Source organism: Caenispirillum salinarum AK4 (assembly GCF_000315795.1).
In the GTDB taxonomy this organism is placed as follows: Bacteria; Pseudomonadota; Alphaproteobacteria; order Rhodospirillales; family Rhodospirillaceae; genus Caenispirillum; species Caenispirillum salinarum.
In genome coordinates this window covers 223,854-247,525 of record NZ_ANHY01000008.1, presented here as the reverse complement: position 1 = coordinate 247,525, position 23,672 = coordinate 223,854, and the positions used below count along the sequence as shown (strand labels likewise).

Here is a 23,672-nt window from a genome sequence, read left to right as displayed (position 1 = left end):
CGCAGGAAATCCGAGTATTTTGCCTGCTATAACAATGACTTGTTAAAACCGTCGCCCCGGCGGAAGCAGGGCCCCCGCACGCCGTCAGCTGCCCTTGCAAGGCCGATTAAAGGCGGTAGAACTCGTTCAGCGCCCGACCCTGCGTCACCCCGCCCTCAGGACGGCAGCGGAACGGGCACCGGGCGCACGTCGGGCCGCACGGGCCACTGGGCGTCCAGGCCGCATTCCGTCACCGCCGGGCCCAGCATGTCGCGCAGGTAGGCGACGACGCCCGGCCGGTGGGCGATGCCGATGGCGGCCCAGGTCACGCGCAGGTCATCCGCCTGGGCCGTCAGCGCCGGATCCTCGCGCAGCAGGCCGACGGCCGCCGCCAAGTCGCGCGTCTGCCCCACATAGAGGCACCGGCCCGCCGGTTCGTCGGCGCCGGCCCGGGCGCCGTCCCAGACCACGACCACACCCGGCACATCCGACAACCCCTCGCGCATCGGATCGATGGACGCCAGCGGCGGATAGGTGAAATCCACCCTGGACCGGCGCCACATCAGCGGTGCCGCGGGCGGACGGGCATGGGCCGTGGCGGAGCTGGAGATCCCGTGGATGGACATGCCGTGGTGAGCCTTTCCCCGGAGCGGCTGGTTTTTCGGTCGTTATCCCGTCATTATCCCCCAGCACGCAGCCGGGACAACCTCGCTGGACGTCATGGATTTCGTGAACTTTCGGGATAGCACCAATGTCTGAAGACCTGGACGCCCGCCGCATCATCGCCCTGCTCGGCCTGGAGCCACACCCCGAAGAAGGCGGTTTTTTCGTCGAGACCTGGCGCAGCGAACGGCAGGTTTCCGCCGAGGCGCTGGGCGGCGTCTACGAGGGGCCGCGGTCGGTGGGCACCGCCATCTACTATATGCTGACGCCCGACACCTTTTCGGCCCTGCACCGCCTGAAAAGCGAAGAGGTCTTTCACTTCTACATGGGCGACCCGGTGGAGATGCTGCACCTCTACCCCGACGGGCGCGCCGAAACGGTGATGCTGGGCCACGACATCGTCAACGGCCAGTCGCCGCAGGTGGTCGTCCCCGCCGGCGTCTGGCAGGGCGCGCGCCTGGCCGAGGGCGGCCAGGTGGCGCTGCTGGGCTGCACGGTCTCGCCGGGCTTCGAATTCGCCGACTACGAACACGGCCGGCGGGCGGAGCTTCTGGACGGCTGGTCCGCCGCCGCGCCGCTTATTGAAGCGCTGACGACCTAATACGCGTCGATGATTGCAATCATCGACGCTGCGTTCATGCGCCACGCAGGCTCACGCGCCTGACCGGCGCGGGGTCGCAGTCGCGACCCTATGCCGCTCATTTCGATCACCCGGATCGAAATAAGCGGCCAGACACGGAGGCCGCCCCATGCTCGCCTACGACATGCCGCTCTACCGCCCGCCCTCGGAAGGCGATAACCTGATCGTCCAGGCGACGCTGGGGTGTTCGTTCAACCGCTGCGGCTTCTGCTCCATGTACCGCAGCAAGACCTTCAGCGTCCGCCCGCTGGAAGAGGTGGAGCACGATGTCCGCCGCGCCGCTGCCGTCTGGCCGGAGGCGCACCGCGTCTTCCTGGCCGACGGCGATGCCATGACGCTGCCGGCCGACCACCTGCACGCCATCCTGGACATCCTGCACGCCCACCTGCCCCGGCTGGCGCGCGTCTCGGCCTATGCCACGCCGGCCAACATCCTGAAGAAGACGCCGGAGGAACTGGTCGCCTTGCGTGCGCGCAAGCTGTCGCTGGTCTACATCGGGGTCGAGTCGGGCGATGCCGACATGCTCAAGCGCATCACCAAGGGAGCGAGCCCGCGCGGCATCGCCACCGCCCTGAACAAGGCGCGCGACTGCGGCATCAAGACATCCGCCACCGTCATCCTGGGCCTGGGCGGGCGCACCCACTGGCGCAAGCACATCGAGGGCACGGCCCAGGTCATCAACGAGGCGCCGCCCAACTTCCTGTCGACCCTGCAGCTGTACCTGGAGCCCGAGCGCCGGACCGACTTCCTGGACACCTTCGCCAAACAGGGCGATGCCTTCGTGCCCCAGGACGATCTTGCCGTGCTGGACGAACTGGAAACCCTTCTGCGCCTGCTCGCCCCGCCGCGGCCGGTGATTTTCCGCTCCAACCACGCGAGCAATGCCCTGCCGCTGGCCGGCACGCTGCCCAAGGACTCCCAGCGTTTGGCCGACACGGTGAAGGCTGCGCGCGCCGGCTTGGTCGGTATGCGGCCTGCCCATCGTCGTAGCCTGTAGCACATAACCAACGTCCAGGTACGCCCCCTCTCCCCGCAGGGATATAGTGACGGTTGAATGACTCGGGCCGAACGCACGCCCGATCCGTCACAAGGGGGAGTACGATGAGCTTCAAGTCCAAGGTCCTGGCCGTGCTGGCGGCCATCATGCTGATGGCCGGCGCGGCGGGGGCCGCCGTCCTGTGGACGGTATCCGCGCAGCGCCCGGCGCTGAACGACCTCGACCACCAGGCCCACCACCTGGCGGAAACGGTGACGCCGCTGGTGCATGCGGTGGACCGGGTGCTCATCGATATACCCCAGGTGCAGCAGTGGCTGACCGACGTCGCCGCCTCCGGCAACCGCGAGGGCTATGCCGAGGCGGACGCGCACCTTGAAGACGCGCGCCAACAACTCGCCAAGGGCATCGATCTGGCGCGCAGCGGCGACATGCCCGCAGTCGCGGCGGCGCTGGAAGACGTGCAGGTCGGGCTCGCACCCTGGTACGAGGCCGGCCGCGCCATGGCCGAGGCCTATGCATCCGAGGGCCGCGAGGCCGGCAACGCCCGGATGGCGGCCTTCGACGAGGAGGCCGAGGCCATGAACGCCGCTCTCGCCACCGCCGCCGCCCGCGCCGCCGAGGTCCAGGCGGAGGCCCTGGCCGCCGCCACACGCGATGCCCGCGCCGCCGATGCCGCCGCCGAGCAACTTACTACCCTCGTCATCGTGCTGACGGCCGTCGGCGCCGCCGTGGCGCTCATCGGCGGCACGATCCTGGTGCGGCTGGTCAACGGCGTCGTGTCGGGGCTGGAACACGACGTGGCCGTGGTCTCGGCCAAGGGGAGCGAGCCTCTGCGCCTGACCGCCGGCCGCAAGGATGAATTCGGCCGCATCGGCGCGCGGCTGGAGGAATTCCGCGACGCCCTGGTGCATGCCGCCGAGATGGAGCGGGACCAGGCCGCGCAGGCCGCCCGCGCCGAAACCGACCGCCGCGCCCTGCTCGACCGTCTGGCCGACGAACTGCGCGAGGGCGTCCAGGCCGTGGTGGACGGAATCACCTCGGCCGTCGGCGAAATGCACGCCACCGCCGAGGCCATGTCCGACACCGCCAGCGAGACCAGCGACCAGGCGGGCATGGTCAGCGCCGCCGCCGAACAGGCCGCCGCGAACGTCCACACCGTCGCCGCGGCGGCCGAGCAACTGTCGTCTTCCATCGCCGAGATCAGCCGGCAGGTGGAAGAAAGCTCGGATATCTCGCGCGAGGCCGTCGACAAGGCCGCCCGCGCCAGCGACATCATGAACAGCCTGTCCACCGCCGCCGACCGCATCGGCGAGGTGGTGGCCATGATTACCGACATCGCCGAGCAGACCAACCTGCTGGCCCTGAACGCCACCATCGAAGCCGCCCGCGCCGGCGAGGCGGGCAAGGGCTTCGCCGTGGTGGCCAACGAGGTGAAGAACCTCGCCAACCAGACCAGCAAGGCCACCGAGGAAATCGCGACGCAAATCGGCGGGGTGCAATCGGCGACCGAAGAGGCCGTGGCCGCCATCGGCGAGATCACGACCACCATCGACCGCATCAGCACCATCACCCATCAGGTGGCCGACTCCATGGATCAGCAGGACAAGGCGACGCAGGAAATCGCCCGCAACGTCGCCGAGGTCTCCAGCGGCACACAGCAGGTGACCGACACCATCGGCACGGTGAACATGAACGCGCAGGAAACCGGGCAGGCGGCCCAGCAGGTGCTCGCCAGTTCCGACAGCCTGGCGCAGCAGGCAGACCTTCTGAACAGCCGTGTGGCCGAGGTGGTCGACCACATTCGGGCCGCGTGACGGGCTGCCGGCGCAGCGGCCGTGTTCCCGCAGGCGTTGCGCCACGGGCTTCGGCGCGCCATCTTCCAGGGCACCCATCCACGTCACGGAGCCCCGCATGTCCGCCTTCTGGGACGACAAGTTCGCCGGCCACGCCCATGCCTACGGCACCGAACCCAACGCCTTCCTGGTGTCGCAGCGCCACCGGCTGGAGCGCGGGATGGAGGTGCTGGCGGTGGCCGACGGCGAGGGCCGCAACGGCGTCTGGCTGGCCCAGCAGGGCATGCGCGTGACCACCGTCGACGGCTCGGCGGTGGGGGTGCAGAAGGCGCTGAAGCTGGCGCTCGACCGCCGGGTGAACATCCGCGCCCAGGTGGCCGACCTGACCGACTGGCGCTGGCCGGTGTCCACCTTCGACGCCGTGGTGGCCGTGTTCATCCACTTCGCGCCGGAGCTTCGCCGCGACATGCACCACGCCATGTACGCCGCGCTCAAGCCCGGCGGGCTGCTGATCATGGAAGGCTTCCATCCGGCCCAGCGCGACCTGGGCCTGACCAGCGGCGGCCCGCCGGTGCGCGACATGCTGTTCGACGCCGAAACGCTCGCCGCCGACTTCCAGGGCATGGATATCCTGGAACTGGAGGAGGCCGCGCCGCACCTGGACGAAGGCCCGCTGCACCAGGGCGAGGCGCGGACGACCCGGCTGGTGGCGCGGCGGCCTGAATAGCGAACGCGCGAGGTCAGTCCCCGGCCATCTCCGCCAGTTCGGTGCGCGAGTAGGGCACGACGACCCGGCCGTCGGCGTCGACACTGACGTCGTCGACGGGGACGATCAGCGTGTTACGTCCGGCGGGGACCCAGTCACCCTTCAAGGCGAGCGACAGGCGCGGGTTGCCCTCGGCGTCGCCGACCACGTCGTCCAGATCGCCCACGGCCTGACCGTCCGCGGCATGAACCGGACGGCCCATCAGGTCGCCCAGGCGCGCCGACCCGCCGTCCTGTGCGGCGATCATGCGGTCGACGAAGCGATCGGTGGCCGCGTTGACCTCCTCCACCTCCTCCTCGGTCACGCCGGGCGCGTCGGCGTCGGCGGGGGCGGCCGTGGCGGCCTGGTCCGCCTTGGGGACGGGGTTCTGAACGGTCTCGGCCTGGGGCTCGGCCGTCGGCGCCTGCTTCTGCTCAGTCGCGGACTGGCCCATCCAGCTTTCGTCCGGTTTCGTGTCCTTGGCGGGCTCCGCGGCCGCCGCCAGTCCGGCGAAGGCGATCAGCGGTACGGCGAGCGCGATGGTGCGGCGAAACGGGGTCCTCATGGGCGTCTCCCTTGGCGCGTCGGGCCGTCCTTTCAACGGCCGTTGGATTATTATCAACGCGCCACGCCTGTCCGGGATCGTTCGTCGTTGGTGGAAGCGGTCCTTACAGCGGCGGCAACTCCTCGATCTCCAGCGCCCGCGCCGCTGCCGGCCGGTCCTGCACCCGGCGCACCAGGGCCTGATAGGTCGGATAGCTTGCCGGATCGTGGTCCATGCGCGCCGCCCAGCGCAGGAAGACCGTCAGGTGGGCGTCCACCACCGAGAAGCCGCCGAGCGCGAACCCCTCCCCGGGAAGGCGGCCGTCGATCTCGTGCATCAGGGCGTCGTAGCGCTGCCGTGCCGCCGCCTGCATGGGCTCCTTCGCCTGCCCCTCGCCCAGGAAGCGCTCCGGGCGGAAAAAGGTGGCGAAGGTGACATGAACGGTGGACGCCAGCCAGTTCATCCACTCGTGCGCCCGTGCCCGCCCCAGCGGATCGGTCGGAATCAGCTTGGCGTCGGGGTGCGAATCGGCCAGGTAGCACATGATGGCGTGGGTCTCCGTCAGGACCTGCCCGTCGTCCAGTTCCAGCACCGGCACCCGGCGGCGCGGGTTGATGGCGCCGAAGGCGTCGGTCATGTGCTCGCCCTTGGCCAGCGTGATGCGCACGGGCTCGTAATCCGCTCCCGTTTCCTCGATGACGATGTGGGGCGCCAGGGCGCAGGAGCCGGGGGAATAGTAGAGACGCATGGGCGGCAACCCTCCTTCAGGACATTCCGCCGCCAGAATACCCGACCGATCGGTTCGGGTTAAGGGCCGCTACGGGAGTCGTGGCCGGCGCCGGCGCCGGACGCGGGCGCGCGCGGGGCCCGCGCCTCGTCGCCTTCACGCGGGTGCATTCCGGCGTGGTGCCGGCCGGGCTCCACCACCACGTTGGCGGGCTCCTCCGGGGCATCGGGCGCGGCTTCGGCTTCCACGGCCGCGTCGGCGTCCTCGGGCGTTTCGGCCTGGACCACGTGCGTCTCGTGCGCCGACTGCGCCCGGCGGCGCACCGACTCCACGGCGTCGCGGGTGATGAGCCCCAGGCCGCAGGCGTGTTCGGCCATGGCCGTGCTGTCGGACGCCAGCAGCAGGCTGGAGCCCTTTTCCACCGCCTCTTCCGCCATGGCCTCGATCTCGCCGACCCGGCTCTCGTCCTTGGAGACGTTGCGGATGTAGACTGCCAGGATGCGGTCGCAGTGGTCGTGGATGATCTGGCGATAGACCTCGGGGTCGTGCTGGCCGCTGTCGCCGATGAGGATCACCGGCAGGTCGTCGTAGAGGCCCAGCATGCGATCAATGAGCTGGCGCTTGTGGTCGACGGCCTTGCGTGGCAGCGGGCTGCTCCACCGCAGGCCCCACTCGCGCAGGAACAGGATCGGCCCCACGGGAATGTTCCGCGCCTGGAAGAAGGTGTCCAGCATGTCGTAGATGCCCCACGGCCCCCGCGAGACATAGAGCATGGGGTTCTTCTCGTCCCCGCTGACCCCGTCGTGCAGCGCGCGGTAGAAGGCGGAGACGCCGGGAAAGGCAGTGCGGCTGTCGGCATCGGCGACGAACAGGCGCCACAGCATGCCAAGGCGGTTGGCGACGCCCGTGTACATGATGGTGTCGTCAATGTCGCTGATGACCACATAGCGGCAGTGATCGGGCGGGATGAAGACCTGCGCCTCGGCCTCGACCGGCTCTGGCTCCTCCAGGGTCAGGCGCACCGCGTGCCATTCCCGGCCGTCCTCCACCGGCTCGGCGAGGCGCAGGTGGATGCGGAAATAGCCGTCGGCGTCGGTCTCCACCTCCTGCGAGGCGCCCTTGAAGCAGGCGGCGATCTTCGCGCCCTCGATCCCCCGGCGGGAGACGCGGCGGCCGATGTCGCGCAGATGGCGGCGCAGCGACTCGTCACCGTCGCCGGCGTTGCGCCCGCTCTGGCGGAAGACGCGGCCGATAAGAAAGATTTCCGTGCGCGAGCCATAGCCGCGGTAAGGCTGAACCACCACGCCGCCCTTGCCGGCGGAATGCCGCACGGGCCGCGCCGCCAGGCGGGCGGCGGAATAGGTGGCTTTCGACAGGCGCTTGAAAAAGCCGGAGCCGGGCATGGGGCGCATCCTTCCGGTGATACGGGTCCTTGCCGTATCAACGGGTGGAATCATCCCCCGTTTCGCGCCGCCCTAATAGGCGTAGGCTGCCCACAGCGGCTCCAGGCTGCCGTTCCACTGCTTCTCAAAGGCTTCCAGAAGCTCGTCGGCCGGCGTCTGGCCGCTTTCGGCGATGCGCTGGAGGGGTTCCAGGAAGCCGCTTTCGTCGGCGCCGTCGGCCGACAGGATGGAGCGGCGGCCCAGGCCGTCGCGGCAGATGCGCAGAGCCTCAAGCGCCAGGTCCTGCACGGTGCCGTCGCGGAAGGGGGTCTTTAGCGCGGTCCCCGGCACGCCGGCGTGGAGGGCGGCGCGCTCCTCGGCCGTCCAGTCCTTCACCATGTCCCAGGCGGCATCCAGCGACTGCGTGTCGTACAGAAGCCCCGCCCAGAAGGCCGGCAGGGCGCACAGCCGGCTCCACGGGCCGCCGTCGGCGCCGCGCATTTCCATGTATTTCTTCATGCGCACGTCGGGGAAGGCGGTGGAGGCATGGTCGGCCCAGTCGCCCATGGTGGGCGTCTCGCCAGGCAGTTCGGGCAGCTTGCCCTCCATGAAATCGCGGAAGGAGCGGCCGGCCAGGTCAACGAACTTGCCGTCGCGCACCACGAAATACATCGGCACGTCCAGCAGGTAGTCGACATAACGCTCGAACCCGAATCCGTCCTCGAAGGCGAACTCGGGGAAGCCGGCGCGCTGGTTGTCGGTGTCGGTCCAGATGTGGGCGCGGTAGCTGCGATAGCCGTTGGGCCGACCTTCCGTGAACGGCGAATTGGCCCACAGCGCCGTCGCCACGGGCTGCAGCGCGGCCGCGACGCGGAACTTCTTCACCATGTCCGATTCGCTGGCGAAGTCCATGTTCACCTGCACGGTGCAGGTGCGCAGCATCATGTCCAGCCCAAGCTGGCCGACGCGCGGCATGTGCGCCTTCATGATGGCGTAGCGGCCCTTGGGCATCCAGTGCATCTGGTCGCGCTTCCAGGTGGGCGCGAAGCCCAGGCCGATGAGCCCCACACCCAGGCTTTCGGCCACCTCGCGCACCTGGCGGCGGTGCGTGGTGACCTCGGTGCAGGTTTCGTGCACGGTGCGCAACGGGGCGCCCGACAGCTCCAGCTGCCCGCCCGGCTCCAGGCTGATGGAGCTGCCGTCGGGGCGCGTCATGGCGATGACGTTCTCGCCCTCGGTCACCGGCGTCCAGCCATAGGCCTCCAGGCCCTTCAGCATGTCGCGGATACCCGGCCCGCCGGCCGGGTCGGCGTAGGGCAGCGGGGCCTTGTCCGACAGGCGGTAACAGAACTTCTCGTGCTCGGTGCCCAGGCGCCAGTCCTCGGCCGGCTTGCAGCCGCTCTCCAGCCAGGCCACCAGGTCGTCGCGGCCGGTGACGGGTTGCAGGTTCGGCTTGGAGGGTCCGGACATGGACGGGGGCTCCGATGGGAAGGCGTGAAGATGGAAGGAACGCGGCGCATGAGCCCGACGCTTCAGCGGAAGGCAGGACCGCCGGATCGCCAGTCGCCGCGCACCGCCTGCCAGACGGTCAGCGCCGCAAGCGCGGCCGTCTCCGCCCGCAGAATTCGCGGGCCGAGGCCGACGGGAACAACAAAGTCCAGGCTGCGGAGATGGTCAAGTTCCGATTGGGCGAAACCGCCCTCCGGCCCGATCACAAATGCGGCAATGGCCCCTTCGGACCCCGCCGCCACGTCGGAAAGCGGGGTGCCACGGCCCGTCTCGTCGGCGATGAACAGCGGGCGGCCCGGCGCGCGCTCCGGCCAGCCCGCAAGCAGGTCGGGCAGGGCGACGGGCTCCGCCACCTCCGGCACCGTCAGGCGCTCGCACTGCTCGGCGGCCTCGATGGCGTTGGCCCGCGCGCGCTCGGTGTTGAAGCGCGAGGCGTTGGTGCGCGCCGTCATCACCGGCTGAAGGCGCGAGACGCCAAGCTCCACGGCCTTTTGCACCACCATGTCCGTCGCGTCCTTCTTCAACGGCGCGAAACAGAGCCACACGTCGGGCTCCGGTGCCTGCGGCCGCATCCGGTCGGCCACCGTCAGCGTCGCGGCCTTCTTGGACACGCGCGCGATCTCGGCCCGCCATTCGCCGTCGCGCCCGTTGAACAGCGCCACCGTCTCGCCGTCCTTCGCGCGCATCACCGTGCCCAGATAGTGCGCCTGGGCCTGGGGAAGGTCGACGGCGGCGCCTTCGGTCAGGTCCGCCTCCACGAACAGGCGATAGCGCGGGCGGGCGAGCGTCTCGGACATGGAAAACGGCACCTCTTTCGGCGTGGTCGCGACTCCGCCGGCTTGAGCAGCGGGCGGTCCTTGTATATGAATCGGCCCATGGCGAATGGCAAACTTCTCGTCGGCGACATGCCCGTGGACGGCTGGGTGGACCGGTTCGCGCCCGTGCGTCTGCGCCCCTACCTCAAGCTGATGCGGCTCGACCGCCCCATCGGCACATGGCTTCTGCTGCTGCCCTGCTGGTGGAGCATCGCCATGGCGTCGCCCGGCCGCTGGCCCGACTGGGGGCTGATGGCGCTGTTCGGCATCGGCGCCATCGTCATGCGAGGGGCCGGCTGCACGGTCAACGACCTCGCCGACCGCAACTTCGACGGCAAGGTGGAGCGCACCGCCGCCCGCCCCATCCCCTCGGGCGCCGTCACGGTCTTCGGCGCGCTGGCGTTCCTGGGGCTGGAGCTGCTGATCGGTCTGATGGTTCTGATCCAGCTGAACACCTTCACCATCCTGCTCGGCGTCGCGTCGCTGGCGCTGGTGGGCACCTATCCGTTCATGAAGCGGATCACCTACTGGCCGCAGGCGTGGCTGGGGCTGACCTTCAACTTCGGCGCGCTGATGGGCTGGGCCGCCGTGCAGGGGGAGTTGCATCCCGCCGCCGTGGTCATGTACATCGCCGGCCTGTTCTGGACGCTGGGCTACGACACCATCTATGCCCACCAGGACAAGGAAGATGACATCATCATCGGCGTGAAGTCCGCCGCGCTGAAGCTGGGGGAGCGCACGGTGCCCTTCCTCTTCCTCACCTACGCGGTGACGTCGACCCTGCTGATCCTGGCCGGCTGGCTGGCGGGGCTGGGATGGCCGTTCTATCCGCTGGCGCTGCTGGCCTGCGGGCAACTGCTGTGGCAGGCGGTGGACGTGGACATCCACGACGGCCCCGACTGCCTGCGCAAGTTCAAGTCCAACCGCTACTTCGGCTGGATGTTCCTGGCTGCCATCATCATCGGCCAGGCCACCGGCGCCGGTCCGGCGTGACGTTCGCGCAAGCGCGCAGCCACGACACCTTCATCCGGGAGCAGACGGCGCTCTCGCGCCCGCCCCTGGTGCCCGAAGTGCGCCTTTACCTGGCGACCGAGGTGACGCCGCTGTGGCAGGCGACCCAGCACCAGCTCGAATCGCTGGACGTGCCGCCGCCCTACTGGGCCTTCGCTTGGCCCGGCGGACAGGCCGCCGCGCGTTACCTGCTCGACAATCCTTGGCTTGTGCGGAACCGCCGGGTCCTGGACTTCGCCGCCGGCAGCGGCCTCATCGGCATCGCCTGCGGGCTGGCCGGCGCGGCATCGGTGGAGGCCGCCGACATCGACCCCGTCGCCCGCCGCGCCATGGCGCTCAACGCCGAGGCCAACGGCGTGCGGCTGACGGTGCGCGAGGACGACGTGCTGGAGACCCGCCCCACCGCCGCCGGCCTGTGGGACGTCATCGTCGCCGGCGACGTTTGCTACGAAAAACCCATGGCCGAGAAGGTGCTCGCCTGGCTGCGGGCACGGGCGGCCGAGGGTGCGGTGATCATCATGGCCGATCCCGGCCGCGCCTACCGCCCGGCGTCGGGACTGGAAACGCTGGCGGAGTACATCGTGCCCACCAACACGGACCTGGAAGACCGGGACCGGCGAGCGACGGCGGTGTACCGGGTGCTGGCGGAGGCGTGAGCGGCTGCTGGCGCCGCTTGGGCTGCCGCGAGATCCTCCTTGGCACGCCTCTGGCGCGCCCCCGCCCGGAGGCGGACGCCTCCGAGCCTCCATGCGTGGACGGCCCCTGCTTTCGCAGGGACGACGGATCTTTTTAAGCTATTGTTGTATAACATGGAAATGATCGTCATTCCTGCGAAAGCAGGAATCCACATACGGCCCCAACCATCCTGCCGCACCCCTCCGGTGCCCGTACCGATGCCCTGACAGCCTCTTTCGCGGGTGGGGCGAGCATTCCCTTCTATTACAATAGCTTACAAAATCCTTCGCCGCTGCGAAACCATGGCCCTGCCGCAGCCCCTAAGCGGGAGCGCGAGGAGCCGTGCTCCTCGCACCACTTCCCTTTGCGGGCAGCGCAAAAGCACCCTGCCCGGCCGCTACTCGATCCGGTGCGGGATTTCCGGGCAGGTCTCGGGTGCGAAGTTGGTCTCGCCGCGGTGGCGGTGGTGGGCTTCCAGGGCCCAGCGGACCGAGGGGAAAGCCAACTCGGACCAGGGGATGTCCGCCCAGTCCACCAGCGCCACTTCCTGGCTTTCGTAGCCGGCGCCGTGGTCGGGGGTGGTCATTTCGGCACGGTAGATCAGGTGGACCTGGTTGATGTGGTGCAGGCTGTAGACGCCCAGCAGCGCGCCCACCTCCACCTCGGCCTGGGCTTCCTCCATCACCTCGCGGGCCGCACCCGCCTCGGCGCTTTCGTTCAGTTCCATGAAGCCGGCGGGGATGGTCCAAAAGCCCTTGCGCGGCTCGATGGCGCGGCGGGCGAGCAGGTACTTGTCGCCCCAGGTGACCACGGCGCCGACGATGATCTTGGGGTTTTCGTAATTGATGAACCCGCAATCGTCGCAGACCATGCGCGGGCGCTCGTCACCCTCGGGCACGCGCTCCACCACGGGCCCGCGCGGGGCCTCGGTGACGTCATCCATGGAAGAAGTCCGCATCCTGTCCGTCATGCCGGATAATGTGCGGCCTTCGGCGCGGGCTTACAAGCCTCGGCGAGTCCATGCGTGCCGCTGCGCGGCACTTGGCGTTCAGTCGGCACGCAACCTCATGCGCCTGACCGGCGCGGGGTCGCACTTGCGGCCCTATTCGCGGGGCTCGTCCACGGACGTGGCCGAGCTACGCTCTAAAGCCAGTCCTGCAGGATCGGGATCAGCGGAATGTCGGCCGGCGGCATCGGGTAGTCGCGCAGTTGGTTGGCACGGACCCAGGCCAGTTTCTGCCCCTCGCGCGGCTCGGGCCGGCCTTTCCACTGGCGGCAGACGTAGAGCGGCATCAGCAGATGGAAGTCGGCATAGCCGTGGCTGGCGAAGGTCAGCGGGGCGAGGCAGCTTCCCGTCACGTCGATACCCAGTTCCTCGTCCAGCTCCCGGATCAGGGCGCGTTCGGGCGTCTCGCCGGGGTCGACCTTGCCGCCGGGAAACTCCCACAGCCCGGCCATGCTTTTGCCCTCCGGCCGCTGGGCCAGGAGGATGCGGTTGTCGGCATCCACCAGGGCGACGGCAGCCACCAGCACGGTCTTGAGCCGCGCCCGTCGTCCGGCGTCGAAGGCGTCCGCGGTGATCTCCGCCAGCCGCACAACGCACGGCCCGCCGCGCGCCTGGGACGGCCGCTCCTCCGTCCCCAGAAGGCGGAAGCCGGCACGCTCCAGCACGCGCAGCGAGGCCGCGTTGTCCTCGAGCGCGGTGGCGGTGACGCGGGCAAGCTTCAGGTCGTCGAAGGCATAGGCCAGCACGGCCGCCAGCGCCTCTCCGGCGTAGCCCTGGTTCCAGGCGGACTCGGCCATCCAGTAGCCGGCCTCGGCCGTGCCGGCCGCCGGGTCTATGCGCAGAAGCCCGCACGCACCGATGAGCGCGCCGTCCTCCGGCCGTTCGACGGCGCAGACGACGCCCTTGCCGGCGGAGCGGTCGTCGACGACCTCGCGCAGAAAGACGATTTCCGCGCCCTCGGGCAGCGGGTGGGGGATGTCGATGGTGCGGGTCGCCACCGATGCGCTGGAGACACAGACCCGCACCGCCGGCGCGTCCTCCAGCCGCAGGGGGCGCAGGCGCAGGCGGGCCGTGGTCAGCGGAAACACCGACCAGCAGCCGCCGTCCGACTCGTCTCCCAGGCCGGGGAGGCTGTTCATGAGCGGTAGGACCCGTTGATGTCGATATAGCCGTGGGTCAGGTCGCAGGTCCAGACCGTGGCCTTGCCCTTGCCGATGTTCAGGTCGACCTCGATAAGGATGTCGGTGCCCTTCATGTGGGCGGCCACCGGCGCCTCGTCATAGCCTTCCACGGCACGGCCCTTGGCAGCGATGGTCACCCCGCCGACGGAAATCGCGAGCTTGTCGCGTTCGGCTTTCTCTCCGGCCTTGCCGATGGCGGCGACGATGCGGCCCCAGTTGGCGTCCTCGCCGGCGATCGCGGTCTTGACCAGCGGAGAGTTGGCGATGGAGAGCCCGACGCGCCTGGCGGCCTTGTTGCCGTCCGCCCCCGTGACGCGGATTTCCACGAACTTGGACGCGCCCTCGCCGTCGCGCACCACCTGGTGGGACAGGTCGCGCAGCAGGTCCTCCAGCGCCGTCTTGAACCCCTTCAAGCGCTTGTCGTCGGCGTCCTTCACCGGCTTGTTGCCCGCCGAGCCCGTCGCGAACAGCATCAGCGTGTCCGATGTCGAGGTGTCGCTGTCCACCGTGATGCAGTTGAAGGTCCTGTCGGTGGCCTTGCGCAGCACCGCGGTCAGGGCGTCCGCACCGATGGCGGCGTCAGTGACCACATAAGACAGCATCGTCGCCATGTCCGGCGCGATCATGCCCGAGCCCTTGGCGATGCCGTTCAGCGTCACCGTCACGCCGTCGATCTCGGCGGTGCGGGTCGCACCCTTGGGGAAGGTGTCGGTGGTCATGATGGCCGCCGCCGCGCTCTTCCAGTCGCGGCCGGCCTCGCCCTCGGTCATGGCCTTGGCGAACACCGTTTCCAGGTTCTTCGTGATCCGCTCGTCGGGCAGGTCCTCGCCGATGGTGCCGGTCGACGAGACGAAGACGTGGCTGGGATCGCAGCCGATGACCTCGGCCGCCTTCTTCACCGTGCGCTCCACCGAGGCCATGCCCGCCGAGCCGGTGAAGGCGTTGGCGTTGCCGGCGTTGATGAGCACGGCGCGGGCGCGGTGCTTGCCGTCCTCCAGCGCCTGACGGCACCAGTCCACCGGCGCCGAGGGGCACTTGGACCGCGTGAACACGCCCGCCGCCGTGGTGCCCGCCGGCAGGACCATCAGCAGCAGGTCGTCGCGATCCTTGTAGCGGATGCCGCAGGCGTGGGCGGCGAAGGACACGCCGGTCATCGCCGGCATGGCGGGGAACTGGGCGGGAGCCAGGGGAGAAACGGGCACCTTCATGATCGACGCGGGGCTCGCTGAACGGGGGTTGAAAACAGGGACCGGACGGCGCGGCGGCGGCTCCTGACCCAGAAGCCGCCGCCGGTCTTGCGTCCGCGTGGGGCGCAGTATGCCGTTACTCGGCGGTGCTGTCGCCCTCGGTCTTGCCGGTGGGGCCGTAGATCTCGACCTCGGTGTCCTCGCGCAGAGCCTGAACCTTCTCGGCCACCACCGTCTGCGCGAGCTGCTGGCGGAGCTGGCCTTCCACCTGCTCAAGCGGCGGCGCCTCGGCGGTGCGGCGGTCTTCCACCTTGATCACGTGCCAGCCGAACTGGGTCTGCACCGGGCTTTCGCTGATGTCGCCCGGCTCCATGGCGAAGGCGGCGGCTGCGAAGGGCTCGACCATGTCGCCCTTCTTGAACCAGCCCAGCTCGCCGCCCTTGGCGCCCGACGGGCCGGTGGACTCGGTCTTCGCCAGTTCGGCGAAGTCGGCACCGCCTTCCAGCTTGTCGATGATTTCCTGCGCCTTCTCCTCGGTCTCGACCAGGATGTGGCGGGCGCTCACCTCGGGTTCTTCCGGGGTCTGCTGCTTGAACTGCTCGTAGGCTTCCTGGATGCGCGCGTCGGTCAGTTCCTCGTCGATCATCTGCTCCAGGTAGACCTGCTGGATGATGCGGCTCTTGGCGTCTTCCAGGCGCTTCTGGACCTCTTCGCTGTCGGCCAGTCCGGCGTCACGGCCCGCCTGGGTCAGCAACATGCTGTCGATGGCGCGCTCCACCAGCGGCTGGAAGACCGCCTCCATGGGCATCATGGCGACCTGCGGCACCTGCTCGGCCATGCCCTGCTTGATGGCCTGCAGTTCCGAGCGGCGGATTTCCTGGTCGCCGACGCGGGCCACGACCGGGTCTTCGTCCTGGGCGAAGGACGGCGCCGGTGCGGCGACGACGGCCGGCAGGGCGATGGCGGTGGCGAACAGGGCGGCGCGCAGGGACTTGAATACCATGGACGGGCTCCTTCGGGGCCTTGGGTGAAAAGTGTCTTTCGTCTATGCAACGCCGGAGGCGGCGCAACGCGGCACAAAGACCGCCACAGCTTTCCGGCGAAATTAAGGGTGGACAGATCACCACATCGGACGCCCGCCCGCAAGGTCCGCCCCGGCATGGCGCGGCGCGCCCCACCTGCGTTGACACAGAAGCGGGGCCGCTCTATGTGTTTCAGCGTCCGGAAAGGCGTCCGCCTCTCTTCTACAGTCTACGTCCGAGGTAACCATCCCCATGATCGGCGCCATCGCCCGGCGGATCTTCGGCACCGCGAACGACCGCATCGTCAAGTCTCTGCGCAAGACCGTCGACCAGATCAACGCGCTCGAAGCCGACTTCGAACAGCTCTCCGACGACGCCCTGCGCGGCAAGACCGCTGAATTCCGCGAAAAGCTGGCCGGGGGCGCCACACTGGACGACATCCTGCCCGAAGCCTTCGCCGTGGTGCGCGAGGGCGCCAAGCGCTCGCTCGGCATGCGCCACTTCGACGTGCAGCTCATCGGCGGCATCGTCATGCACCAGGGCCGTATCGCCGAGATGAAGACCGGCGAGGGCAAGACCCTGGTCGCCACCCTGCCGGTCTACCTCAACGCCCTGTCCGGCGAGGGCGTGCACGTGGTGACGGTCAACGACTACCTGGCCCGCCGCGACGCCAACTGGATGGGCCAGGTCTACCGCTTCCTGGGGCTGAGCGTGGATTGCATCGTCCACGAAATGTCCGATGCCGAGCGCCGCGCCGCCTATGCCTGCGACGTCACCTACGGCACCAACAACGAGCTGGGCTTCGACTACCTGCGCGACAACATGAAGTTCCGCCTGGAGGACATGGTCCAGCGGCCCTTCAACTTCGCCATCGTGGACGAGGTCGACTCCATCCTCATCGACGAGGCGCGCACGCCGCTCATCATCTCGGGCCCGGCGGAAGACGGGTCGGCCATGTACACCGCCGTCAACGCGCTGATCCCAAGCCTGACGGAAGAGGACTACGAGAAGGACGAGAAGGCCCGCGCCATCACCTTCACCGAGAGCGGCACCGAGCACATGGAGCAGCTGCTCCGCGAGGCCGGTCTGCTTGAGGAAGGCGGGCTGTTCGACATCGACAACGTCAGCCTCCTGCACCACGCCAACCAGGCGCTCAAGGCGCACATGATGTTCACGCGCGATGTGGACTACGTGGTCAAGGACGGCAAGATCGTCATCATCGACGAATTCACCGGCCGCATGATGGAAGGCCGCCGCTACTCCGAGGGCCTGCACCAGGCGCTGGAGGCCAAGGAAGGCGTGACCATCCAGGCCGAGAACCAGACGCTGGCCTCCATCACCTTCCAGAACTTCTTCCGCCTGTACCCCAAGCTGGCCGGCATGACCGGCACGGCCATGACGGAAGCCGGCGAATTCGCGGAAATCTACAAGCTGGAAGTGGTGGAAATCCCCACCAACAAGCCCTTCGTCCGCGACGACCAGGACGACGAGGTCTACCGCACCGCGCGCGAAAAGTACGACGCCATCGTGGAACTGATCGCCGAGGCCAACGGGCGCCAGCAGCCGGTGCTGGTGGGTACGACCTCCATCGAGAAGTCGGAATACCTGGCGGACCTCCTGCGCCGCACCAAGAAGATCAAGCCCAACGTCCTGAACGCCCGCTTCCACGATCAGGAAGCCCAGATCGTCGGCGACGCCGGCATTCCCGGCGCGGTGACCATCGCCACCAACATGGCCGGCCGCGGCACCGACATCCAGCTGGGCGGCAACCTGGAACTGCGCGTCTGGCGCGAGTGCGAGGGGCTGGAGCCCCATACGCCCGAATACGACGCCAAGGTCGACGCCATCAAGGCCGACATCGAGGACAAGAAGAACATCGCGCTGGATGCCGGCGGGTTGTTCGTCATCGGCACGGAACGCCACGAAAGCCGCCGCATCGACAACCAGTTGCGCGGCCGTTCGGGCCGCCAGGGCGACCCCGGCGCCTCGCGCTTCTTCCTGTCGCTGGAAGACGACCTGATGCGCGTCTTCGGGTCCGAGCGCATGGAGGGCATGCTCCAGCGCCTGGGTCTGGAGGAAGGCGAAGCCATCGTCCACCCGTGGATCAACAAGGCGCTGGAAAAGGCCCAGAGCAAGGTGGAAGCGCGGAACTTCGAAATCCGCAAGAACCTGCTCAAGTTCGACGACGTGATGAACGACCAGCGCAAGGTCATCTACGAACAGCGCCGCGAACTGATGCAGGCCGAAGACGTCCACCAGGACGTCATCGACATGCGCCACGAGGTCATCGAGGAGATGGTCCACCGCGCCATCCCGCCCAAGGCCATGCCCGAGCAGTGGGACGCCAAGCTGCTGCACGAGGAAACGCTCCGCGTGCTGGCCATCGACGCCCCCATCACCGAATGGTTCGACGAGGAGGGCATCGCCGAGGAAGAGGTGCGCGAGCGCCTGACCAAGGCCTCCGACGAGCGCATGCGCGCCAAGGCCGCCAACTACGGCCCGGACATCTGGCGCATGGTGGAAAAGTCCATCCTGCTGCAGATCCTGGACACGGTCTGGAAGGAGCACCTGCTGGGGCTCGACCACCTGCGCCAGGGCATTTCCTTGCGCGCCTACGCCCAGCGCGATCCGCTGAACGAGTACAAGGCGGAAGCCTTCGAGATGTTCCAGAAGATGCTGGTCCATCTGCGCGAGCGCGTCACCACCACCCTGTCGCATGTGGAACTGCAGACGGAGCGCAAGCCCGAGCAGATTCGCCCGCAGGAGCGCGAGGCACCCATGCAGGCCGAGCACGCCGAGCCGCAGCAGGCCGTCGGCGGCGGCGGCGTGCCGGGCGTGCCGCGCAGCCACCCGGCCATGCAGTCGGGCGACCGCGACCCCAAGAATCCCGAAACCTGGGGCCGCGTGGCCCGCAACGAGCCCTGCCCCTGCGGCTCCGGCAAGAAGTTCAAGCACTGCCACGGTGCCCTGGCCTGAGGCCGCGCCATCGGGCCGGGCCCGCCACGTTCGGTTGCAAGGGTGCGCCTTTGGGCGTATCCTTGAGCCGAATTACGGGGAGAGTCGCACCATGTCGATCGACAGCCTGAACATGGTCAACCGCGCCGAGGAGCGCGGCGAACTGATCCGCCAGCAGGTCCAGGGCCAGCTGGCGACGAAGATGGTCAAGTCGGCCACCCAGTCGGCCCTGGCGCAGGTGGAGGCGGTGGCCGAGTCCGTCGCACAGACCCGCGCGCTGATGGACGCCGAGCAGGGTCGCGGCACGCAGGTGAACACGGTCGCCTGACGCCGCGCCGGTGCTTGGCGCCGTCTGCTTTACCGGAAGGACGTTTGAACCATGGCCGGACCCGGCCGCGTCGGAGGAAGCCCCGCCAGCCGGGCACCCGTTTCGGGGGCCCGCGACCGTCGGCGCGCCTCCACCTCCGCCTTCTGGGACTCCATCGAGGAGCGCGAGTCGCCCGACGACCGGCCGCGCCACCGCAACCACGTGCGGATCGACGGCGTCACCTTTGACCGCAACGCCCCGCGCGGAACCTACCTGAACATCGTGGTGTGATGCCTGCGCGACGGACGGCGGTCGTGTCGCGCGCAGGCTTCGGACGCCGACGCGCACGTTGACGTGCATGATGGCGTCACTTGCGGCACTCGTACGCCTCGATGATTGAAATCAACAAGGCTGCGATCACGCGCTACGCTGGCTCATGCGCCATAAGGCGCGGCGGCCAGTCGGCCTTGCCGGACAACAAGTGTATGTTTTCGAGTGTCGTCCGGTATCAGACCGCCGTTTCCTGCCGCGGCCTGGCCGTCATCACGCGGTTTCGCCCCTGGCTCTTGGCGGCGTAAAGCGCATCGTCGGCCCGCTTCATAATCCCTTCCAGCGTCTCGACGGTCTCGGCATCCGCCGTGGCCACGCCCAGGCTTACGGTGAAGGTCACGACTGTGTCCGCGTAGGGAACCTGCGTCTCCGACACCGCCAGGCGAACCCGTTCCGCCACGACCGCGGCCCCCGCGTGGTCGGTTTCCGGCAGCATGGCCGCGAATTCCTCGCCGCCCAGTCGTCCCAGGGCGTCGGTTTCGCGCAGTTCACCCCCAATGGCCGCCACCAGCGCCTTGAGCACGGCGTCGCCGGCTTCGTGGCCGTGGGTGTCGTTGATCGCCTTGAAGTGGTCGGCGTCGATCATGGCGAGGGAGAAGGGGCGCCCGTGCCGGCGCGCCAGGGCATGGGCCTCGGTGGTGCGCTCCATGAAGGCGCGGCGGTTCAACGCGCCGGTCAGTCCGTCCGTCGTCGCCAGCTCGACAAGCTTGGCCTCGGCCCGCTTGCGGCGTGAGATGTCGCGGATGATGAACACCATGCTGCCGGCCTCGGCATCGCCGGCCAGTTCGCCGGCCCAGCATTCCGCCGGGAACAGATGCCCGTCGGCGTGCCGCGCCACCGCATCCTCGGGCCGGCCGGGATCGTAATCCGGCACGAGGTCACTGAACCGCAGGCGGGCCACCTGCCAGTCGGAATAGCCGAACACCTGCATGGCCGCCGGGTTGAATTCCAGGATGTTGTCGTCCTGGTCGGTGACGATGACCGCGTCGTGGGCGGCGTCCATGAAGGCACGGCTGCGCGCCTCGCTGTGCTGGAGATCCAGCGTGCGCTCCACCACCCGGGCTTCCAGCTCCTCGTTCAGGCGGGCCAGGGCGGCGCGGCTTTCGACCAGGGCATCCACCGCCCGCCGCCGGCGCGTGGTCTGCCGGTAGACCATGGCGAACAGCAGCACGATCAACGCGTTGCCCATCCCGCCGATCATGAGATAGGCGCCGGTCATGTCGTCGTGCGTCGCCAGGACCTCGGGGCGCCCGACGCTCACCAGCGTCACCGTGCCCCACTCGGGATCGTATTCATAGGATACCAGCCGTTCCCGCTGGTCCAGCGGCGAAACTGTGGCGAAGGACCCTTCCGGCGCGGCGGGAAGATAGCGGGTGAACAGCGGCGCGTCAGAGGCATCGCGCCCCACGTAGTCCTCGTTGGACGGCTCACGCGCCAGGACGATGCCGTCCTCGCGCACCAGGACGGCGGTGCCGCCCGCCGTGCCGGCGTCCGGAAGGATGCGCAGCAGGTCCGTCGGCGTCACGGCAGCAGCCACGACGCCGGCAAAGAAACCGGCCTCCGTGTAGATGCCCCGCGCCACCGGGATGACCCATTTCCCGGTCGTCCGCGACGTGATGGGGCGCCCGACGAACAGGGGCCGCTCGGGCCGCCGGTCGGCGAAGTTCCGGAAGTAGTCCCGGTCGGACACGTTGATGACGGGCGGCACGGCCATGCCGGAGTGGCCGATGATCTCGCCGGCCGACGACACGACGATCATTTCGCGCGTGATTTCCTGGTCGGCAGCGCGAGAGGCGATGAAAAGCTGGTCTTCCTGCCCCAGGCGCTGCGGCAGGTCGAGAACGCGAAGGTAGTCCTCGACGCTGCGCAGAACCTGCGACACCTCGCCCAGCGCGCCGGAGACGCGGGCGTCGGCCACGGCGACGCGGGCGCGCGTCAGTTCGAAGGCGTTCTTGACGGCTTCGGCGCGGCCGTCCCGGTCCAGCGCCCACAAGCCCAGGGACAACGTCGCGCAGGCAGCCAGCGCCAAGGCGCTCCAGGCGATTGCGCGTCCCGTCATCCGTCTCCCCAGGCCGTCCTTCATCAAACTGCCACAACCATAAGGCCCGGACCTTAACAAAGCCTCTCTCCCGTGCCGACCATTGCCGAAGGTCAGCCCTTGCGGCCCTCGTGGACCCGGTGGCCGCGGTTCATGAGAACCATCACCTTTTCCTCCAGCTGCTCGGGCGGGAAGGGCTTGGCGATGTAGGCCGTCACGTCGTGGGCCATGGCCTCCTCCACCGCCGGCTGCGTGGCAAGGGCCGTGACCATCAGGAACGGCAGCTTGGAATGGGTGCTGCGCACCTGCTTCAACAGATCGATGCCCGACATGCGCGGCATCATCCAGTCGGAGATGACGAGGTCGAAGGCATCGTCCTGCTCGGCGAACAGGTCGAGGGCCTGATGCCCGTCTTCGGCGCTGGTGATCTGCGAAACGCCCATATCGCCCAGCACCATGCGGATGTAGCTGGCCGAGGCCTCCTCATCTTCCACCACCATGACGCGCATGCGGGTGACGTCGACGAAAGGCACGCCGGCCGCGCGCATCTTTTCGCCCAGCAGCGCCAGACGCTTGGCGCCCTCGGCACTGTCGCTGGCGCCCGACAGGAACTCTCGGATGACGGTGGGACGCTGGGCATAGCGGGTCAGGTGCGCGCGCGCCCGCTTGACGCATTCGCCCTCGGTGAAGGCTCCCTCGGCGCAGAGGTCCAGCGTCTCCAGCACCTTCTGCGGCGGCGGCTTGTCCTTCTCGAAGGGCGCGAAGACGTGGTTGGTGCGGATGAACGTCAACTGCACCTGGTCCAGCATGGTCGCCCAGTTCATCCGCTCCTCGGCGGCAAACAGCGACTCCTTCACCCGGCGCTGCACGTCGGCCACCGACCGCAGCTTGCGCAGGCGCGTCTTGGAACTGTCGAGCAGCCGGCCGGCGAAGTCACGGTCCTCCAGGAAGCTGCGCAGGTACTCCTCGACGATCTTCCGCGCGTAGGCGCCGAAGACCATCTTCTGCATGTCGAACAGGGTCTCGACCTTCTCCAGCACCGTCTTGCCCGCCAGCATGTCCTGCAGGGCTCCGGTGGAGACGATGCGGGCAACCCGCTTCTCGATCGCGTCTGCCGTGGCATGACCGCCCAGGAAGGCATGGCCGCCCGGCTTCAGCGCCTGCGCAAGGCGGCTGATGAGTTGAAGCTCGGCCAGCAGTTGACCGCCGCCATAGGCGTCGCCGGCCACCGACGGCAGCAGGCGGTCGCGGCGCGCCAGCTCGCGGTGCAGGGCCGCCATGAGGCCGGCCCGCGCCTGCTCCATGCCCTCGTCGGCCAGCACTGCGCGCAGACGCAGCACCTGGTCGATGCGGGTTCGCTCCGGCGGCGCCCTTCCACCCGGCGGATCGGGTTCCAGCAGCGGCGTCTCGGGCGCCAGGACGCCCGCCATGACCAGAAGGTCCTCCAGCACCATGTTGATGGGGTCGACGCGCTCGCAGACGTCGTGGATGGCGCCCCCGGCGCGCAGCACCTCGCCCAGCACCTGGTCGACGCGCGCCTTGGCCTCGGCCGACAGGCTCTCGGCTTCGCAGAGGACGAGGATGCGCTCGGCCTTCTCGCCCCAGTCGCGCCCGCCCTGGAGATACTGGGTCAGCGCACTGTCGGCCAGGAAGGCCGCCTCGGCCACGTCGCCCGCCGCCTGCCGCAGCGCCGCCACCTGATCGGAAAACGCGCCCGGCCTGGCCTCTGGCGGTTTCTTCTCGAGGATGCGGGCGCGGGTGCGCTTCTGGGCCTTGGTGGCCAGGGCTGTCAGGGTACCGATCCGCTCCGACGGCTTGACGCCCAGCTGCTTGGCCTGAATGTCGGCGGCCCGCTGCAGGGCGCCCTGCCAGTGGCGATCGCCCTCCACATGCTTCTGCAGGGTCGGCGAGTGCAGAAGCTCCGTCGGCGTGGCGTGGTGGCCTTCGAGGAACGGCGCCAGCAGGCGCCCGGCCAGAAGGCGCGCCGCCGGCTGATAGAGGTCGTCCACACGTTCACAAAGCGGCGCGGCCTCGGCGTCAAAGCCGGCCGGTGCCGCGGATGGGGCCGTGGGCCCGCCGGCGGTCTGCGTCTGGCTGCTCATGCGTCCGTCCAATCCCTCCTGGCCCGCCGTCGCGGGTCTTTTTGCTTGGCGTCGCGCCCCGCCG

The 23,672-nt window shown here is 68.9% G+C and carries 21 protein-coding genes and 1 pseudogene; 9 read left to right on the top strand and 13 right to left on the bottom strand.

The window, feature by feature from the left end; genetic code table 11:
- Positions 1-155: 155 nt before the first annotated feature.
- Positions 156-605, bottom strand: coding sequence for a hypothetical protein (locus C882_RS10735; protein WP_009540618.1), 450 nt, complete (start codon positions 603-605; stop codon positions 156-158).
- A 125-nt stretch (positions 606-730) separates the two neighbouring features.
- On the opposite strand from C882_RS10735, the gene C882_RS10730 reads away from it, so the two are divergent.
- The 4 genes from C882_RS10730 (at position 731) to C882_RS10715 (ending at position 4,799) form a co-directional block, all read left to right on the top strand.
- The gene (locus C882_RS10730; RefSeq protein ID WP_009540617.1) at positions 731-1,243 is read left to right on the top strand and encodes a cupin domain-containing protein; all 513 of its coding nucleotides are present in this window, start codon (positions 731-733) and stop codon (positions 1,241-1,243) included.
- A gap of 148 nt (positions 1,244-1,391) precedes the next feature.
- Positions 1,392-2,279, top strand: a complete 888-nt coding sequence (locus C882_RS10725) for a radical SAM protein (RefSeq protein ID WP_009540616.1) — start codon at positions 1,392-1,394, stop codon at positions 2,277-2,279.
- Between the two features lie 104 nt (positions 2,280-2,383).
- Complete coding sequence (locus C882_RS10720) at positions 2,384-4,093, top strand: methyl-accepting chemotaxis protein (RefSeq protein WP_009540615.1); 1,710 nt, start codon at positions 2,384-2,386, stop codon at positions 4,091-4,093.
- Between the two features lie 97 nt (positions 4,094-4,190).
- A complete protein-coding gene (locus tag C882_RS10715; protein WP_009540614.1) occupies positions 4,191-4,799 on the top strand; it encodes an SAM-dependent methyltransferase in 609 nt (202 codons plus the stop codon).
- Between the two features lie 13 nt (positions 4,800-4,812).
- Here the strand turns inward: C882_RS10715 and C882_RS10710 are convergent, their stop codons facing one another.
- From C882_RS10710 to C882_RS10690, 5 genes are all read right to left on the bottom strand, one after another.
- Positions 4,813-5,382, bottom strand: a complete 570-nt coding sequence (locus tag C882_RS10710; protein WP_009540613.1) for a PRC-barrel domain-containing protein — start codon at positions 5,380-5,382, stop codon at positions 4,813-4,815.
- Positions 5,383-5,485: 103 nt separating this feature from the next.
- Positions 5,486-6,109, bottom strand: coding sequence for a glutathione S-transferase family protein (locus C882_RS10705; RefSeq protein ID WP_009540612.1), 624 nt, complete (start codon positions 6,107-6,109; stop codon positions 5,486-5,488).
- Between the two features lie 59 nt (positions 6,110-6,168).
- Complete coding sequence (locus tag C882_RS10700) at positions 6,169-7,491, bottom strand: App1 family protein (protein WP_009540611.1); 1,323 nt, start codon at positions 7,489-7,491, stop codon at positions 6,169-6,171.
- Between the two features lie 72 nt (positions 7,492-7,563).
- The gene (locus C882_RS10695) at positions 7,564-8,940 is read right to left on the bottom strand and encodes a glutamate--cysteine ligase (protein ID WP_009540610.1); all 1,377 of its coding nucleotides are present in this window, start codon (positions 8,938-8,940) and stop codon (positions 7,564-7,566) included.
- Positions 8,941-9,002: 62 nt separating this feature from the next.
- On the bottom strand, positions 9,003-9,776 hold the full coding sequence (locus C882_RS10690) for a 16S rRNA (uracil(1498)-N(3))-methyltransferase (protein ID WP_009540609.1): 774 nt from the start codon (positions 9,774-9,776) through the stop codon (positions 9,003-9,005).
- Positions 9,777-9,854: 78 nt separating this feature from the next.
- Between C882_RS10690 and ubiA the strand changes: the two genes are divergently transcribed.
- On the top strand, positions 9,855-10,787 hold the full coding sequence (ubiA, locus tag C882_RS10685; RefSeq protein WP_009540608.1) for a 4-hydroxybenzoate octaprenyltransferase: 933 nt from the start codon (positions 9,855-9,857) through the stop codon (positions 10,785-10,787).
- Positions 10,784-11,461: a class I SAM-dependent methyltransferase gene (locus C882_RS10680; RefSeq protein WP_009540607.1), complete on the top strand. Its 678-nt coding sequence runs from the start codon at positions 10,784-10,786 to the stop codon at positions 11,459-11,461. The genes ubiA and C882_RS10680 overlap by 4 nt, the downstream gene beginning before the upstream one ends.
- Positions 11,462-11,877: 416 nt before the next feature.
- Here the strand turns inward: C882_RS10680 and C882_RS10675 are convergent, their stop codons facing one another.
- From C882_RS10675 to C882_RS10660, 5 genes and pseudogenes are all read right to left on the bottom strand, one after another.
- Positions 11,878-12,423, bottom strand: a complete 546-nt coding sequence (locus tag C882_RS10675) for an NUDIX hydrolase (RefSeq protein WP_009540606.1) — start codon at positions 12,421-12,423, stop codon at positions 11,878-11,880.
- Between the two features lie 200 nt (positions 12,424-12,623).
- Positions 12,624-13,061 carry an 8-oxo-dGTP diphosphatase MutT gene (gene mutT, locus C882_RS25880; RefSeq protein ID WP_456059066.1) on the bottom strand — a complete coding sequence of 146 codons (438 nt, stop codon included), beginning with the start codon at positions 13,059-13,061 and terminating at the stop codon, positions 12,624-12,626.
- A 54-nt stretch (positions 13,062-13,115) separates the two neighbouring features.
- Positions 13,116-13,625 (bottom strand): annotated as a pseudogene (locus tag C882_RS25875) (GNAT family N-acetyltransferase); the annotation flags it as partial.
- Entirely contained in the window at positions 13,622-14,875 is a 1,254-nt protein-coding gene (gene argJ / locus C882_RS10665; protein ID WP_009540604.1) for a bifunctional glutamate N-acetyltransferase/amino-acid acetyltransferase ArgJ, read from the bottom strand. The pseudogene C882_RS25875 and the gene argJ, both read right to left, overlap by 4 nt.
- A 115-nt stretch (positions 14,876-14,990) precedes the next feature.
- Positions 14,991-15,857, bottom strand: coding sequence for a peptidylprolyl isomerase (locus C882_RS10660; RefSeq protein ID WP_009540603.1), 867 nt, complete (start codon positions 15,855-15,857; stop codon positions 14,991-14,993).
- A gap of 271 nt (positions 15,858-16,128) precedes the next feature.
- Here C882_RS10660 and secA point away from each other — a divergent pair, with 271 nt between their 5' ends.
- The 3 genes from secA (at position 16,129) to C882_RS10645 (ending at position 19,429) form a co-directional block, all read left to right on the top strand.
- Positions 16,129-18,852 (top strand): preprotein translocase subunit SecA, encoded by a 2,724-nt coding sequence (gene secA / locus C882_RS10655; protein WP_009540602.1) that lies wholly within the window; start codon positions 16,129-16,131, stop codon positions 18,850-18,852.
- A 91-nt stretch (positions 18,853-18,943) separates the two neighbouring features.
- On the top strand, positions 18,944-19,159 hold the full coding sequence (locus tag C882_RS10650) for a hypothetical protein (protein WP_009540601.1): 216 nt from the start codon (positions 18,944-18,946) through the stop codon (positions 19,157-19,159).
- 51 nt (positions 19,160-19,210) lie between these two features.
- The gene (locus C882_RS10645) at positions 19,211-19,429 is read left to right on the top strand and encodes a hypothetical protein (RefSeq protein ID WP_009540600.1); all 219 of its coding nucleotides are present in this window, start codon (positions 19,211-19,213) and stop codon (positions 19,427-19,429) included.
- Positions 19,430-19,646: 217 nt separating this feature from the next.
- On the opposite strand, the gene C882_RS10640 is transcribed toward C882_RS10645, so the two are convergent.
- Positions 19,647-21,527, bottom strand: coding sequence for a sensor domain-containing diguanylate cyclase (locus tag C882_RS10640; RefSeq protein WP_009540599.1), 1,881 nt, complete (start codon positions 21,525-21,527; stop codon positions 19,647-19,649).
- 92 nt (positions 21,528-21,619) lie between these two features.
- On the bottom strand, positions 21,620-23,608 hold the full coding sequence (locus tag C882_RS23185) for a response regulator (protein WP_052000123.1): 1,989 nt from the start codon (positions 23,606-23,608) through the stop codon (positions 21,620-21,622).
- Positions 23,609-23,672: the final 64 nt, after the last annotated feature.

Coding starts and splice junctions, on each gene's coding strand:
- C882_RS10675 (WP_009540606.1), bottom strand. CDS start 12,423: ATGGATGACGTCACCGAGGCCCCGCGCGGGCCCGTGGTGGAGCGCGTG.
- secA (WP_009540602.1), top strand. CDS start 16,129: ATGATCGGCGCCATCGCCCGGCGGATCTTCGGCACCGCGAACGACCGC.
- C882_RS10660 (WP_009540603.1), bottom strand. CDS start 15,857: ATGGTATTCAAGTCCCTGCGCGCCGCCCTGTTCGCCACCGCCATCGCC.
- C882_RS10705 (WP_009540612.1), bottom strand. CDS start 6,109: ATGCGTCTCTACTATTCCCCCGGCTCCTGCGCCCTGGCGCCCCACATC.
- C882_RS23185 (WP_052000123.1), bottom strand. CDS start 23,608: ATGAGCAGCCAGACGCAGACCGCCGGCGGGCCCACGGCCCCATCCGCG.
- C882_RS10720 (WP_009540615.1), top strand. CDS start 2,384: ATGAGCTTCAAGTCCAAGGTCCTGGCCGTGCTGGCGGCCATCATGCTG.
- C882_RS10695 (WP_009540610.1), bottom strand. CDS start 8,940: ATGTCCGGACCCTCCAAGCCGAACCTGCAACCCGTCACCGGCCGCGAC.
- C882_RS10730 (WP_009540617.1), top strand. CDS start 731: ATGTCTGAAGACCTGGACGCCCGCCGCATCATCGCCCTGCTCGGCCTG.
- C882_RS10700 (WP_009540611.1), bottom strand. CDS start 7,491: ATGCCCGGCTCCGGCTTTTTCAAGCGCCTGTCGAAAGCCACCTATTCC.
- C882_RS10715 (WP_009540614.1), top strand. CDS start 4,191: ATGTCCGCCTTCTGGGACGACAAGTTCGCCGGCCACGCCCATGCCTAC.
- argJ (WP_009540604.1), bottom strand. CDS start 14,875: ATGAAGGTGCCCGTTTCTCCCCTGGCTCCCGCCCAGTTCCCCGCCATG.
- C882_RS10640 (WP_009540599.1), bottom strand. CDS start 21,527: ATGACGGGACGCGCAATCGCCTGGAGCGCCTTGGCGCTGGCTGCCTGC.
- ubiA (WP_009540608.1), top strand. CDS start 9,855: ATGGCGAATGGCAAACTTCTCGTCGGCGACATGCCCGTGGACGGCTGG.
- C882_RS10725 (WP_009540616.1), top strand. CDS start 1,392: ATGCTCGCCTACGACATGCCGCTCTACCGCCCGCCCTCGGAAGGCGAT.
- C882_RS10735 (WP_009540618.1), bottom strand. CDS start 605: ATGTCCATCCACGGGATCTCCAGCTCCGCCACGGCCCATGCCCGTCCG.
- C882_RS10650 (WP_009540601.1), top strand. CDS start 18,944: ATGTCGATCGACAGCCTGAACATGGTCAACCGCGCCGAGGAGCGCGGC.
- C882_RS10710 (WP_009540613.1), bottom strand. CDS start 5,382: ATGAGGACCCCGTTTCGCCGCACCATCGCGCTCGCCGTACCGCTGATC.
- C882_RS10690 (WP_009540609.1), bottom strand. CDS start 9,776: ATGTCCGAGACGCTCGCCCGCCCGCGCTATCGCCTGTTCGTGGAGGCG.
- C882_RS10645 (WP_009540600.1), top strand. CDS start 19,211: ATGGCCGGACCCGGCCGCGTCGGAGGAAGCCCCGCCAGCCGGGCACCC.